This is a genomic window from Streptomyces sp. NPDC085927 (assembly GCF_044540975.1).
GTDB classification, from domain to species: domain Bacteria; phylum Actinomycetota; class Actinomycetes; order Streptomycetales; family Streptomycetaceae; genus Streptomyces; species Streptomyces hirsutus.
Genome location: NZ_JBITSN010000007.1, coordinates 203,165 through 216,253, shown reverse-complemented (window position 1 = coordinate 216,253; position 13,089 = coordinate 203,165). Strand labels below are relative to the sequence as shown.

The window sequence follows — 13,089 nt, the reverse complement described above, 5'->3', positions numbered from 1 at the left end:
GGTCCGGCTCACTGTCCGGCTCGTCCTTCCCCGTCCGCCGCCCGGCCGACGGCGTCCAGGATGCCGGGCAGCGCCCCGAGGAAGGCGTCCACCGCGTCGTCCCCGAGGATCAGCGGCGGCATGAGCCGTACGACCTCGGGGGCGGGCGCGTTCACCAGGAAACCGGCGTCCTGAGCCGCCTGTTGCGCCTGGGGCGCGAGCGGTTCGGTGAGCACGATACCCAGGAGGAGACCGGCACCCCGGACATGGCTGATCAGCGGGTTGCCGAGGTTCTCGATCCCGTCGCGGAGCCGCTCGCCCTGCCGCTTGACGTTCTCGAGCAGTCCCTCGCTCTCGATGGTGTCGAGGACGGCGAGTCCGGCGGCGCAGGCGACCGGGTTGCCCCCGAAGGTCGTGCCGTGCTGGCCGGGGCACAGCAGGTCCGCGGCGCGGCCGAAGGCGACGGTCGCGCCGATCGGCAGCCCGCCGCCGAGCCCCTTGGCGAGGGTGACGACGTCGGGCAGGACGCCTTCGTGTGCCTGGTACTCGAACCAGTTGCCGGTGCGGCCGATGCCGGTCTGCACCTCGTCCAGGACGAGCAGCGCGCCCGTGGCGGCCGTGATGGCGCGGGCGGCCTTCAGATAGCCGGGCGGGGGCACCACGACCCCGTTCTCGCCCTGGATCGGCTCGATGACGACCAGCGCCGTGTCCGCGGTGACCGCGGCGGCCAGGGCCTGCGCGTCACCGTAGGGCACATGGGTGACGTCCCCGGGCAGCGGTGCGAACGGCTCCCGCTTGCCCGGCTGGCCGGTCAGCGCGAGGGCGCCCATGGTGCGGCCGTGGAAGCCGCCGTCGGTGGCCACCATGTGGGCCCGGCCGGTCAGCCGTCCGATCTTGAACGCGGCCTCGTTGGCCTCGGCACCCGAGTTGCAGAAGTACACCCGGCCGTCGCGGCCGAAGAGCCGCAGGAGCCGTTCGGCGAGCTCGACGGGCGGCTCGGCGACGAACAGGTTGGAGACGTGGCCCAGGGAGGCGATCTGCCGGCTGACGGCCTCGACGACGGCCGGGTGCGCGTGACCGAGCGCGTTGACGGCGATCCCGCCGACGAAGTCGGTGTACTCCTTGCCGTCGGCGTCGCGGACGGTGACACCCGCGCCGCTGACCAGGGACAGTTTCGGCGTGCCGTAGTTGTTCATGAGCGCGCCCTGCCACCGCGCGCTCAGCTCCTCGTTGCTCACGACTCCCCCTGTGCGTGCGGTGTCCTGCCCTGTGCGGTTACGGCTCCGGAGGGGCCGTTGCCGCCGTCGGTGTCATCGGGCACGACCATGGTGCCGATGCCCTCGTCGGTGAAGATCTCCAGCAGGATCGAGTGCTGGACCCGGCCGTCGATGACGCGGGCGGTCGTCACGCCGTTGCGCACGGCGTGCAGGCAGCCCTCCATCTTCGGCACCATGCCCGAGGACAGCTCCGGCAGCAGCTTCTCCAGCTGGGACGCGGTGAGGCGGCTGATCACCTCGTCGGAGTTCGGCCAGTCCTCGTAGAGGCCCTCGACGTCGGTGAGGACCATGAGGGTCTCGGCGTCCAGAGCAGCAGCGAGTGCCGCAGCCGCCGTATCAGCATTGACGTTGTAGACATGGTGGTCGTCCTGGGAACGGGCGATCGACGAGACGACCGGGATGCGGCCGTCGGCGAGCAGCGCCTCGATGGCGCCGGTGTCGATCTCGGTGATCTCCCCGACCCGTCCGATGTCGACGAACTCGCCGTCGATCTCGGGCCGGTGCCGGGTCGCGGTGATGGTGTGCGCGTCCTCGCCGGTGAGGCCGACGGCGAAGGGTCCGTGCCGGTTGAGCAGCCCGACCAGCTCGCGCTGCACCTGTCCGGCCAGCACCATCCGTACGACGTCCATGGCGTCCTCGGTGGTCACCCTGAGGCCGGCCTTGAACTCGCTGACGATGCCGTGCCGGTCGAGCGCGGCGCTGATCTGCGGGCCGCCGCCGTGCACGACGACCGGCTTGAGGCCGGCGTGCCGCAGGAAGACCACGTCCTGGGCGAAGGCGTTCTTCAGTTCCTCGTTCACCATGGCGTTGCCGCCGAACTTGATGACGACGGTCTTCCCGTGGTGCCGGGTCAGCCAGGGCAGCGCCTCGATGAGGATCTGCGCCTTGGGCAGGGCGGTGTGCTTGCGGGTGGTGCTCACGACGAGTACGCGCTGTTCTCGTGGACGTAGTCGGCGGTGAGGTCGTTGGTCCAGATGGTGGCGGTCGCCCCGCCGGCGCCCAGGTCGGCGACGATGTGGACCTCGCGGTAGCGCATGTCGACCTTGTCGCGGTCCTCGCCGACGCCGCCGTTCTTGCACACCCAGACGCCGTTGATGGCGACGTCGAGTGCGTCGGGCTCGAAGGCGGCCTTCGTCGTGCCGATCGCGGACAGCACCCGGCCCCAGTTGGGGTCCTCGCCGTGGATGGCGCACTTGAGGAGGTTGTTGCGGGCGATGGAACGGCCCACCTCGACGGCGTCGTCCTCGGTCGCGGCGCCCACCACCTCGACCTTGATGTCCTTGCTGGCGCCCTCGGCGTCCCGGATGAGCTGCTGGCCGAGGTCGTCGCAGACGGCGCGTACGGCCTCGGCGAACTCCTCGTACGCGGGGGTGACGCCGGCCGCGCCGGAGGCGAGCAGCAGCACGGTGTCGTTGGTGGACATGCAGCCGTCGGAGTCGACGCGGTCGAAGGTGACGCGGGTCGCGGCGCGCAGGGCCCGGTCCAGTGCCCCGGCTTCGACGTCGGCGTCGGTGGTGAGGACGACCAGCATGGTGGCGAGGCCGGGGGCGAGCATGCCGGCGCCCTTGGCCATGCCGCCGACGGTCCAGCCCTCCTTCGTCACGACGGACGTCTTGTGCACGCTGTCCGTGGTCTTGATGGCGATGGCGGCCTTCTCACCGCCGTGCTCGGACAGCCGGCCCGCGGCCGTCTCCAGCCCCGGGAGCAGCTTGTCCATGGGGAGCGTGACGCCGATGAGCCCGGTGGAGCAGACGGCGATCTCGCCCGCGCCGGCCCCGAGCACCTCGGCGGCCTTCTCCGCGGTGGCGTGGGTGTCCTGGAAGCCCTTCGGTCCCGTACAGGCGTTGGCGCCACCGGAGTTGAGGACGACGGCGGCGACCTGCCCGCTCTTCAGCACCTGCTCGGACCAGAGCACGGGTGCGGCCTTGACACGGTTGGAGGTGAAGACGCCCGCGGCGGCGCGGCGCGGTCCGTTGTTGACCACGAGGGCCAGGTCCGGGTTGCCGTTCTCCTTGATCCCGGCGGCGATGCCCGCCGCCGTGAATCCCTTTGCTGCCGTCACACTCACGGCGCGACTCCGATCGTCGTCAGTCCGGTGGACTCGTCGAGCCCGAGGGCGATGTTCATGCTCTGCAGAGCGCCGCCCGCGGTGCCCTTGGTGAGGTTGTCGATGGCGCTGATCGCGATGATCCGCCCCGCGGCCCCGTCGTACGCGACCTGGATCTGAACGGCGTTGGAACCGTGGACGGACGCCGTCGCGGGCCACTGGCCCTCGGGGAGGAGGCGGACGAAGGGTTCGTCGGCGAACGCCTTCTCGTAGGCGGTCCGGACGGACTCGGCGGTGACGCCGGGCCGGGCCTTCGCGGTGCAGGTGGCGAGGATGCCGCGGGGCATCGGCGCGAGCGTCGGGGTGAAGGAGACGGAGACCCGCTCCCCCGCCGCCGCGCTGAGGTTCTGGATCATCTCGGGGGTGTGCCGGTGGCCGCCGCCGACGCCGTACGGCGACATCGACCCCATGACCTCGCTGCCCAGCAGGTGGGGCTTGGCCGCCTTGCCCGCGCCGGAGGTGCCGGAGGCGGCGACGATCACCGCCTCGGCCTCGGCGAGGCCCGCCGTGTACGCGGGGAACAGGGCGAGCGAGACGGCGGTCGGGTAGCAACCGGGCACCGCGATGCGCTTGGACCCCTCCAGCGCGGCGCGGCCGCCCGGCAGTTCGGGCAGGCCGTAGGGCCAGGTACCGGCGTGCGGGGAGCCGTAGAACTTCTCCCAGTCGCCGGCGTCGGCGAGCCGGTGGTCGGCACCCATGTCGACGACGAGCACCTCCGGCCCGAGCTGCTCGGCGACGGCGGCGGACTGCCCGTGCGGCAGCGCGAGGAAGACCACGTCATGCCGTCGGCCCTGCCCGGCGAGCACCTCGGCCGTGGTCGGCTCGAGCACCCGCTCGGCGAGCGGCACCAGATGCGGCTGCAGGCTCCCGAGCCGCTGCCCGGCATTGGAGTTCCCGGTCAGCGCACCGATTTCCACTCCCGGGTGCGCGAGCAGCAGCCTCAAGAGCTCTCCGCCCGCATATCCACTGGCCCCGGCCACAGCTACTCGTACGCTCACGGAAACCTCCTCCTCGACGGCATGACTATACGTACTGCCGCAGGTTTATGCAACGGGGGTCGGACTGCCGGCGTGCGCCGGTTGTGACCGTGCGCCGTAGGTGGCGGATGAGCGCTCCGCTTGGCGGAGCCGAGTGTTGTGGTCGGCGGGACGCGCAGCGTAAAGGGGTTGGAAAGGAACCCCTCTTCAGACCCTTTCGCGCACCGCTCACGGAGGTCCGCAAGCAGCACGGACTGACGCGCGAGCGCATCCGCCGGATCGAGAAGCACGCGCCGGCCGAGCTTGAGAAGCTCGCCCGCGATACTGGCTCCGAGTCCGCGGCGTAACCCCGGGCGGGACTTGTGCCCCGCCTCTCACGGCCAGCCCACGGCACGCCTTCCCCTGACAGTCGGGGGCTTCCTTGTCCCCAGGCCCGCTAGAAGGTGTAGCGGGTGTGGCTGAACACCCGGCCGTCGTGCCCGAAACCGTACGCCGTGCCGGGCGCCACCGCGAACAGCAGGTCGTTGCCCTTGCGGATGCTGTCGCCGAAGCCGTGGAAAGTCCCCTCCGGCGAGGTGATGTGATCCCCGTACTGCGCCTCGAACGCGGCGATGACCTCGTCCTGCCGCGCCGGATCCGTCACCCGCTCCGCCGTGCCCTCGATCACGATGTCGAGGCCTTCGGAGAGTGAGTTGTGCCCTGTGGTGAGTGCGCAGTGGGCATTGCCGGCCAGGTTCTTCGCCTTCTGCTCACCCGGCCCGGTGCTGAAGTGCAGCGCCCCGTCGTGCCAGGCGGCGATCAGCGGCGTGACATGCAGCCGGCCGTCCGGCCGGACCGTGGTGATCCAGAAGATCTCGGCGGCCCGCAGTCGGCGCTGGGCCTCGGCCCAGTCGGTGGCGGTGACGTTCTCCGCACCCGGGCGCGGGTTGAGCGCGGAGCTGTAGCGGGCGTCGAGCTCGGTCACGGGTTGCTTCGGCGTCATGCGGAACTCCTTTCCCTTTTTCTGGTGACGAAGGCTGCGCGGCCCGGCCCGGCGGCGCTCAGGCCCGGCTTCCGGCAGAGATCGATGAACACGAGGAACGGCACAAGCAGGACCTTCTGCTCACGGAGTACCGCAACCACCAGTGAGGAACCATGCCGTCCGGCCCCGCCGCCCGCGCCCTTCAGCCCTGCGGCCCGGCGGAGCATCATGGCCGGCCTGTCACCTGCCGCGTCCCGGGCGTGCTCTTCGAGCACGGTGCGTCGTGAACACGCTGGTGATCGCGCAGCGGGCCCTGTTTGACCTTGACACGGTGACAAGGCCTTCACTGCTTGCCGAGGAGGTGGTCTCGATGACGGCCACGGGACAGGACATGGACGCGGCACGAGTGATCCGGGGGCTGGAGGACGACCGTTCGTCCGTGCGGCTGCGGGCTGCTCTGGCGGTCGGTACGACGCCCGACCCACGCTTCGTCGACAAGCTCGTCGAGCGATGCGCGATCGAGCCCGATTTCTTCGTCCGCGACATGCTGACCTGGGCGCTCACCCGCCACCCGGTGTCCGTGACACTTCCCCGGCTGCTCCTCGAAGTCCGCTCGGAGCGTGCGCAGGCACGGAGCCAGGCGCTGCACACACTGTCCAAGATCGGGGACCGGCAGGCGTGGCCGGCGATCACCCGGGCGCTGCTGTCCGACGCCGACGACGAGGTGGCGCGGAGCGCCTGGCGGGCCGCGGTCGTGCTCGTGCCGGAAGGCGAGGAGACCGCGTTGGCCATGGTGCTGGCGACGCAGCTCGGGCGCGGTGAGCGGGAGACGCAGCTGGGTCTCAGCCGGGCGCTGGTGGCGCTGGGTGAAGTGACCGCGCCGGCTCTGCATGCCGCAACGACGGCCCCCGACCCGCGCGTGTGCGCGCACGCGCTCGCCACACAACAGCTGCTGCGCGACCCGGACGCCGGATTCGAGTTCGCGATCGAGGAGGCCAAGCGCATCGTGGCCCTCGGCGGGTCCGGCCAGGAGGGACGATAGGGCGTGTTGATCGGTGAGGTGGCGCGGCGGTCCGGGGTCAGCGCCCGCATGCTCAGGCATTACGAGTCGCTCGGTCTGGTGCGGCCTTCGGGCCGTACGGGCTCCGGCTACCGGGAGTACTCCGGAGAGGACATCCGGCGGATCTTCCACATCGAGAGCCTGCGGTCGCTGGGGCTGTCGCTGCGTGAGATCGGACGCGCGCTCGACGATCCCGGCTTCACGCCCTCGGCGCTCGTCGGCGACCTCATCCGTCAGACGCGCGAACGCATCGCGGCGGAGACCGAGATGCTCACGCGGCTGTGCCGGATCGACGCCGCGGATCCCACCGGTTGGGAGGACGTCCTCCAGGTCGTCGCGCTCCTCCAGGCACTGGGGTCGAAGAGCGCCGACGCGCGCCAGCGCGCGGCCCTTTCCTCGGTGGACGAGGTGCCGGTGGAGGCCCTGGTCGAGGCGGCACTGAGCGAGACGGAGCCGAACGTCGCCGGAGCCCTTCGATGGGCGCTGGCGCGTTCGGGCGACGGCGGCCCGGCGCTACTGGCGGAGGGCCTCGGTTCACCGGTGGCCGCGGTGCGGGAGCGCGCCGTTCAGGCCCTCACCGAGATGCCCGGCGACGAGGCCGTCGCGCGGCTGCGGAGCGCTCTCGTGCACCCCGACGCCGCGGTCCGCGGGTACGCGGCTCTGGCTCTCGGGACGCGTGGTGTGGCCGACGCGGTCCCGACGCTCATCGACATGATCGTGGAGGGAAGGAACGACACCGACGCGGCCGACGCACTGAGCGTACTGGCGAGCGACAGCACGCAGGCGGATCGGATCGCGACCGGGCTCATCGACCGTCTCGCCCACGACACCACTCGGGCACCCGCACGCGGACGGCTGACCCAGGCGCTGGCGGGCATCCCGGGGGCGAGGGTGGCACGTGCCCTCGTGGAGCTGTCGCACGACGGGGACCGCGCCGTGGCACTGACCGCGGCATACCTTCTTCGGCTGCGCGACGCCCGGTGACGGATCTCCCCCGGGGCACGCGTACGCGGCCCGCGCGGGGCGGAGGGGTCCTGGCAACACGTCCCGGCCGCCCATCGGCCCTCGCAGCACGGACTCGTCGATGACGAAGCTCATCAGCGGCCGAGGTCTCTTGCCGTGGACCTCTCGACGCGCCGGGCGTGCCACGACTCGTTGGGCGATGGCGTCCTCGCCGAGCGGCGGACGCATCATGCCGGAGCCCGACCCCGCGTCCCGTTCGCCTCGTCGCGCGAGCACTCGTCCGCATCCGACTTGATAGGCAAGCCGCCACTTGCCTATCGTGTCGGTCATGGCGGAGGACGTCTTCAAGGCGCTGGCCGATCCGACCCGTCGGCGCATCCTCGACGAGCTGGCGGAACGGGACGGCCAGACGCTGTTCGAGATATGCACGCGGCTGGTGACCAAGCACGGTCTGGGGCTGTCCCGCCAGGCCATCAGCCAGCACCTGGCCGTACTGGAATCCGCGGGACTGGTCCGTACCCGGCGCCAGGGCCGCTACAAGTTCCATGACCTGAACACCGAGCCCCTCGAGCACATCGCGGCCCGGTGGCTCAGGCCCGACAGACCGGAGAGCACACCATGAGGATCCATCTGACCAGCGCCTTCGTCGACGACCAGGAAAAGGCCCTGCGCTTCTACACCGAGGTGCTGGGCTTCGTGAAGAAGCACGACCTCCCGCTGGGCGAGGACCGGTGGCTGACCGTCGTCTCGGCGGAGAATCCCGACGGAACCGAGCTGCTGCTCGAGCCCTCCCGCCATCCCGTCGTGGCGGCGTACAAGACGGGGCTGGCCGAGGACGGCATCCCGGCCCTCTCCTTCGCCGTGGACGACGTACACGCGGAGTTCGACCGGCTGCGCGGGCTCGGGGTGCGGTTCACCCAGGAGCCGCTGGAAATGGGCCAGGTCACCACCGCGGTTCTGGACGACACCTGCGGCAATCTGATCCAGATCGTGCACAGCGAGCAGTGACCTGGCGGAGGCGGCGCCCTCTCAGGCCGCGCCCTCCCACGCGCGCCGCAGGAAGGCCGAGGCGTCCGCCAGTTCCGGGAGGCTGATGCCGTGGCCCTGGCCCGGGTAGCGGTGTTCCTCGAGGCGGGCGCCGGAGTTCTCGCGGAGCCAGGTGCCCGTCCTGGTGACGAGGTCGGCGGGAATGACCCGGTCGGCGACGTCCCGGCCCCAGAAGACCGGCACTCCGGTCAGGCGGCCCTGTTCCTCGGGCAGACCCGCGTCCCACGGCAGGGTGCCGGACAGGAGGACGGCGGCGGCGAACCGCTCCGGACGGGCGAGCAGCAGGCCGCCCGCCATGGCCATGCCGCCGGAGAAGCCCAGGAGCGAGACCGACGTGTGGCCGGCGGCCTCGGTGTCGAGCCAGTCGAAGAGCCAGTCGGCCGTGGCCGCGAGGGAGTCGGGCAGCGGACGTCCGACGCCCCGGTTGGCGAACCACGCGTATCCGCCGCCCTCGGCCAGCGGCGCGCGCACGAAGGCCACCGTGGCGTTCTGCGGCAGATGCGGCGCGAGCTGCGCGAACGACACCTCGTCCGCTCCCCGCCCGTGCAGGGCGACGACCAGCGGCGTACCGGGCCTGCGGTCGGGTGCGGCGGACCAGGTGACCGTGGGGGCGACGGTGTACGGCATGACTACGGCACTCCTCGGGCGGTGCGGGACAGACAGAAGCAGGTGAAGGGGCGGACAAAGGTGCGGGCGGACGCACACTTCGGCTCGCGACCGGGCACGGCCGAGCGTACTCCTACTGCTTGAAAGTTGAAGCAAGGGCGATCGTGGTTTAGCTTGAAGCTTCAAGCTTGCCGGGACGGGTCGCCGCTCAGTGACGCGCGGCGCCTCCCACCGTCTTCGCCGTCCCCTTTCGAGGAGTCCCCCCATGGCCAGTTCCACCACCCTGTCCCGCCCCGCCGCCACTTCCGGGCAGGACGCCCCCGCCGTCCCCGCCCGCGCCTATGACATCGGGCTGCTGGTGCTGCGTCTCGTGCTCGGTCTGACGATGGCCGCGCACGGCGCGCAGAAGCTGTTCGGCTGGTTCGGCGGGGGTGGGATCGAGGGCACCGGGATGTACTTCACGTCCCTCGGCTACCCCTCGCCCGAGGCGTTCGCCGTCGTGGCCGGGCTCACCGAGACCCTCGGCGGACTCGGCCTCGCGCTCGGTCTGCTCACCCCGCTCGCCGCCGCGGCCGTCGCCGGCACGATGGTCAACGCGATCGTCGTGAAGTGGGGCGGCGGCTTCTTCGCCCCGGAGGGCGTGGAGTACGAGCTCCTCCTCACCCTGGCCGCGGTGGCGCTCGCCCTGACCGGCCCCGGCCGGATCGCCGTGGACCGGATGCTGCCCCGGCTGCGCTCGCACCGCCTCGAGTACGGCATCGCCGCGGTCGTGCTCGGCGCCGTGGTGGCCGGCGTCACCCTGCTGCTGCGTCACTGAGGCACCGCGGGCGGTTTTCCGCTCAGCTCCGGGTGCGGGCCGCTCGCTGTCCTGGGGACGGCGGCCCGCACCCGGACCACTACCGCCGCTTGATCCGCAGGAACGTCACCGAGTTCTCCGGGAACGTGTACTTGAATCCTCCCCTTCCTGAAGGGAAGGGGATTCCTGGCTCAGGCCGCCTCCCGGAGCAGCGCTCCGGGAGGTCTTGTGCCGTCGGCACCAGCCGGGTGGAGACCAGCCCGGACGAGCATGACGCGTGCGGAGTTCTTGTCCCGTGGAGCCACGGTTCCGCAGGCGGTGCAGGTGTAGACGCGCTCACCCAGCGGCAGTGCGTGCTTGGCTCTCGCATCGCAGTGCGCGCAGTCCATCGTGGTGTGCGCGGGGTGGACGAGACGGATGTCCCGTCCGTGCTTGCGGCCCATCTCGATCAGGGCGGTCTTGGTGGCGCCGATGGCGGCGTCGGCCGCCTTGCGGGCCATGGTGGTCCTGGCCAGGAACTTCGGGCAGAAGTCCTCGACCGCGATGACGTCGTGATCGCGGACGACCCTCTTGGCCCACTTGCGAGCGGTGTCCGCCCGCTGCCGGGCGATCTTCTTGTGGGCCTTCGCGCGCAGTTTTCGCGTCGTGCGGTAGCCCCTCGATGCGGGCTCGCCCCTCTTCGGCTTGCGGCGGGCCATCATCCGGTCGTAGCGGGCCAGCCTGGTTCGGGCCTTCCTGCCGTGCTCGGCGTGCGGCAGGTCGTGCGCGTCGGACGTGGTGGTCGCGGTCTCCCTCACGCCCCAGTCGACGCCCAGGACGCGGCCGGTCTCCGGCAGGGGCTGGAGCTGGGCGGGGACGACGAACGAGCAGTACCAGTGCCCGAGGCTGTCCTGGTACAGGCGGACCGAGGACGGCTCGGCCGGCAGGTCCCGCGACCAGACCACCGTCACGGCGATACCGCCCGCCAGGTGCAGTCGGCCGTCCTTCAGCCGGAACCCGCGTTGGGTGTAGTTGAGGGTCGCCAGTGCCTCGCGTCTGGTCTTCCACTTCGGCATCCCGGCCCGGCGCGCCATGGGCAGGCGTTCCTTGATGTCCTTGTGCGCCTTGGCGCGGGAGCGGCCGAAGTCGCGGATGACCTGCTGCTGGGGGACCGAGGAGCCCTCACGCAGCCACGGCGTACGGGCGCGGGCTTCGGTCAGCATCCTGTCGAGCCGAGCCGGGCCGCACGTGGCCTTCCGGCCGGTGGACTTGTTGTGCAGGTGCACGGCCCGGGACTTGGCGACGCATTCGTTCCACACCCAGCGGCACCGGTCCCACTCCGCCGCCAGGACGGTGCGGGCAGCAGACGACACGCGCAACCGGTAGGTGTACCGGGCATGCCCGGCCCCCGCATCCGCCCCCACCTGCACCATCTCGTCCCCTCGCGGCCCCGCCCCGAACACTCCGCCGTCCCGGGCCCTTTGAAGGAGCGTACGTACGACAGCCGCACAGACACACCCCGATCTCGCAGCCACCACCCCCACCAGCGACCACGGGCACACACGTTCGCATCACCTCGGCGACAGCGACACGGGTGCGCCGCACCCCGAACCGGATACGGCGACGCTCCGCTTCGCGACACCCGGATGCGATTCCTCCCCGGCGTGAACGCCGGGGCCTCCCCGCAAGAAACAGGTGAACACGCTGGTGACCGCGGAGCGTGGACGTCACCGGGGTCACCGGTGTATCCGTCTCGGTGTTCACCGCGTCCGCGTCGGCGGCCAGGGTGGTGACCCGGGCGGTGGAGGCAGTCCTCGCGCCGCCGAGGTCGATCGCCGTACGGGCCTCGGCCGGCTGGGCGTTGACGACCTTGACGATCAGGTCGCCGGTGCGGTCGTCCTCGGTGACGACCTGGCGGAACGGCTCGGCCGACTTGTCGTCGATGAAGCTGCCCCACTCCTGTCCGTCGAGGGAGAGGGTGACCTGGCGGCCGCGCACCTTGACGCCGATGCCGTAGGCGCGGCCCGTCTCGATCGATCCGGCCTTGGAGAGCAGCGTAGACTTGCCGCCCTCCACAGCCTTGTCCGAGTCCATGGTGCAAGCGCGCCGGAGACGACGGGAGCGGGGCGGGATGGGCGAGTTCTGGCCGGTACCGGACGCACTGGCCTACCTGAGGGGGAGCTGGCGGGTGAGCCGGTCCGTGCGGGACCTCGCCAGTGGCGACCTGGGGCGGTTCGAGGGCACCACGCTCTTCGGCCCGCTGGAGGGCGGCGGTCTGCTGCACCAGGAGTCCGGCACCTTCACCTGGCGGGGCGTCTCCCGGCCCGCCGAACGCACCCTGCGCTTCCTGCCCGGCCCCGGCGGCGCGGTGGACGTGCGGTTCGCGGACGGCCGGCCGTTCCACGGCCTGGATCTCTCGGCGGGCCGGTACGTCGCCGACCACCCCTGTTCCGCGGACCTCTACCGGGGCGAGTTCACCGTCCGCGACGAGGACCACTGGCGGACGGTCTGGCGGGTGCGCGGCCCGGCCAAGGACCTGGAGCTCGACACCGGTTACGTCCGCGCGGACTGACGGCCGCGTCCACGGAGGCGGCGTACGGCCGTATCCGTTACAGCCGCTATATCCGCGTCGCCCGGGCGGAGACCCCTTCGATGCGCAGGCTCCAGCGGCCGGCCCGTCCGGTGACGCTCACTCGTGACAGCGAGCGGACGTCGATGTTCCAGTAGGTCGCGGGCGGCGCCTTCAGCGCGTACACCAGTGCGGCACGGATCACGGACGGTTCGGCGACCGCGACGATCCGGCAGTCGTCCTCCGACGGCCGGGTGTCGAGCCAGTTGCCGACGCGGGTGATGAAGTCGAGGAGCGACTCCCCGCCGTGCGGGGCCGCGCGCGGATCGGCGAGCCAGGCGTCCACGGCCTCCGGCTCCCGGGCCATCGCCTCGCCCAGGGTCAGCCCGCGCCAGCGGCCCATGCCGCAGTCGCGCAGGGCGAGCTGGACCAGCGGGGTGTAGCCGAGCCCGTCACCGGTGGCACGGCTGCGCGGATTCGGTGAGCAGTAGCGCAGATCGGCGGCGGCGAGCGGCAGCAGCTCACGGGCCACCCGCTGCACATCGCTCCACCCGGCGTGATCCAGTGGCCGGTCGTCCTCGAAACGCTCGGTCAGCCGCGAGAGGCTCCCCGCCGCGGCAACGAACGTGACCCGAAGTGCCATGCCGCGATGGTCAGTCCCTGAAGTGCACAAATCAAGGGGTATGGCCATGGTGTTACCCGGAGTCCATCAGGCCGTCGGACGGCGGCCGGGACCTGCCGGACAAACCGGCGTGAAGCACCGCCCCC

The 13,089-nt window shown here is 71.5% G+C and carries 14 protein-coding genes and 3 pseudogenes; 7 read left to right on the top strand and 10 right to left on the bottom strand.

Going from position 1 to position 13,089, the window contains the following annotated elements; genetic code table 11:
* Window positions 1-8: 8 nt before the first annotated feature.
* The 4 genes from ACIF80_RS20640 to argC are packed head-to-tail and all read right to left on the bottom strand — an operon-like array spanning window position 9 to window position 4,361.
* Complete coding sequence (locus tag ACIF80_RS20640; RefSeq protein WP_399806484.1) at window positions 9-1,217, bottom strand: acetylornithine transaminase; 1,209 nt, start codon at window positions 1,215-1,217, stop codon at window positions 9-11.
* Complete coding sequence (gene argB / locus ACIF80_RS20635) at window positions 1,214-2,176, bottom strand: acetylglutamate kinase (RefSeq protein ID WP_399806482.1); 963 nt, start codon at window positions 2,174-2,176, stop codon at window positions 1,214-1,216. The genes ACIF80_RS20640 and argB overlap by 4 nt, the downstream gene beginning before the upstream one ends.
* Window positions 2,173-3,324 (bottom strand): bifunctional glutamate N-acetyltransferase/amino-acid acetyltransferase ArgJ, encoded by a 1,152-nt coding sequence (gene argJ, locus ACIF80_RS20630; protein WP_399806480.1) that lies wholly within the window; start codon window positions 3,322-3,324, stop codon window positions 2,173-2,175. The genes argB and argJ overlap by 4 nt, the downstream gene beginning before the upstream one ends.
* Window positions 3,321-4,361 (bottom strand): N-acetyl-gamma-glutamyl-phosphate reductase, encoded by a 1,041-nt coding sequence (gene argC, locus ACIF80_RS20625; protein ID WP_399806478.1) that lies wholly within the window; start codon window positions 4,359-4,361, stop codon window positions 3,321-3,323. The genes argJ and argC overlap by 4 nt, the downstream gene beginning before the upstream one ends.
* Window positions 4,362-4,567: 206 nt before the next feature.
* On the opposite strand from argC, the pseudogene ACIF80_RS20620 reads away from it, so the two are divergent.
* Window positions 4,568-4,687, top strand: a pseudogene (locus tag ACIF80_RS20620) (RNA polymerase subunit sigma); the annotation flags it as partial.
* A gap of 89 nt (window positions 4,688-4,776) precedes the next feature.
* On the opposite strand, the gene ACIF80_RS20615 reads toward ACIF80_RS20620, so the two are convergent.
* Window positions 4,777-5,322, bottom strand: a complete 546-nt coding sequence (locus ACIF80_RS20615) for a pyridoxamine 5'-phosphate oxidase family protein (RefSeq protein ID WP_399806476.1) — start codon at window positions 5,320-5,322, stop codon at window positions 4,777-4,779.
* Window positions 5,323-5,671: 349 nt separating this feature from the next.
* On the opposite strand from ACIF80_RS20615, the gene ACIF80_RS20610 reads away from it, so the two are divergent.
* Window positions 5,672-6,343: a HEAT repeat domain-containing protein gene (locus ACIF80_RS20610; protein WP_399806474.1), complete on the top strand. Its 672-nt coding sequence runs from the start codon at window positions 5,672-5,674 to the stop codon at window positions 6,341-6,343.
* Window positions 6,344-6,346: 3 nt separating this feature from the next.
* Complete coding sequence (locus ACIF80_RS20605; protein WP_399806473.1) at window positions 6,347-7,345, top strand: MerR family transcriptional regulator; 999 nt, start codon at window positions 6,347-6,349, stop codon at window positions 7,343-7,345.
* Window positions 7,346-7,411: 66 nt separating this feature from the next.
* On the opposite strand, the pseudogene ACIF80_RS20600 reads toward ACIF80_RS20605, so the two are convergent.
* A pseudogene (locus ACIF80_RS20600) lies at window positions 7,412-7,552 on the bottom strand (Scr1 family TA system antitoxin-like transcriptional regulator); the annotation flags it as partial.
* A 100-nt stretch (window positions 7,553-7,652) separates the two neighbouring features.
* On the opposite strand from ACIF80_RS20600, the gene ACIF80_RS20595 reads away from it, so the two are divergent.
* The gene (locus ACIF80_RS20595; protein ID WP_399806471.1) at window positions 7,653-7,946 is read left to right on the top strand and encodes an ArsR/SmtB family transcription factor; all 294 of its coding nucleotides are present in this window, start codon (window positions 7,653-7,655) and stop codon (window positions 7,944-7,946) included.
* On the top strand, window positions 7,943-8,332 hold the full coding sequence (locus tag ACIF80_RS20590; protein ID WP_399806469.1) for a VOC family protein: 390 nt from the start codon (window positions 7,943-7,945) through the stop codon (window positions 8,330-8,332). Before ACIF80_RS20595 ends, ACIF80_RS20590 begins: the two co-directional genes overlap by 4 nt.
* 21 nt (window positions 8,333-8,353) lie before the next feature.
* Here ACIF80_RS20590 and ACIF80_RS20585 read toward each other — a convergent pair whose 3' ends face one another.
* The gene (locus ACIF80_RS20585; RefSeq protein WP_399806468.1) at window positions 8,354-8,998 is read right to left on the bottom strand and encodes an alpha/beta hydrolase; all 645 of its coding nucleotides are present in this window, start codon (window positions 8,996-8,998) and stop codon (window positions 8,354-8,356) included.
* Window positions 8,999-9,242: 244 nt separating this feature from the next.
* Here ACIF80_RS20585 and ACIF80_RS20580 point away from each other — a divergent pair, with 244 nt between their 5' ends.
* The gene (locus ACIF80_RS20580) at window positions 9,243-9,794 is read left to right on the top strand and encodes a DoxX family protein (RefSeq protein ID WP_399806466.1); all 552 of its coding nucleotides are present in this window, start codon (window positions 9,243-9,245) and stop codon (window positions 9,792-9,794) included.
* Window positions 9,795-9,964: 170 nt separating this feature from the next.
* On the opposite strand, the gene ACIF80_RS20575 is transcribed toward ACIF80_RS20580, so the two are convergent.
* Both ACIF80_RS20575 and ACIF80_RS20570 read right to left on the bottom strand, forming a co-directional pair.
* Window positions 9,965-11,185 (bottom strand): RNA-guided endonuclease InsQ/TnpB family protein, encoded by a 1,221-nt coding sequence (locus ACIF80_RS20575; RefSeq protein WP_399806464.1) that lies wholly within the window; start codon window positions 11,183-11,185, stop codon window positions 9,965-9,967.
* A 277-nt stretch (window positions 11,186-11,462) separates the two neighbouring features.
* Window positions 11,463-11,837, bottom strand: a pseudogene (locus ACIF80_RS20570) (alpha-N-arabinofuranosidase); the annotation flags it as partial.
* 46 nt (window positions 11,838-11,883) lie between these two features.
* Here ACIF80_RS20570 and ACIF80_RS20565 point away from each other — a divergent pair.
* Window positions 11,884-12,324 carry a DUF6314 family protein gene (locus ACIF80_RS20565; protein WP_399806462.1) on the top strand — a complete coding sequence of 147 codons (441 nt, stop codon included), beginning with the start codon at window positions 11,884-11,886 and terminating at the stop codon, window positions 12,322-12,324.
* Window positions 12,325-12,370: 46 nt separating this feature from the next.
* Here the strand turns inward: ACIF80_RS20565 and ACIF80_RS20560 are convergent, their stop codons facing one another.
* The gene (locus tag ACIF80_RS20560; protein ID WP_399806460.1) at window positions 12,371-12,964 is read right to left on the bottom strand and encodes a histidine phosphatase family protein; all 594 of its coding nucleotides are present in this window, start codon (window positions 12,962-12,964) and stop codon (window positions 12,371-12,373) included.
* Window positions 12,965-13,089: the final 125 nt, after the last annotated feature.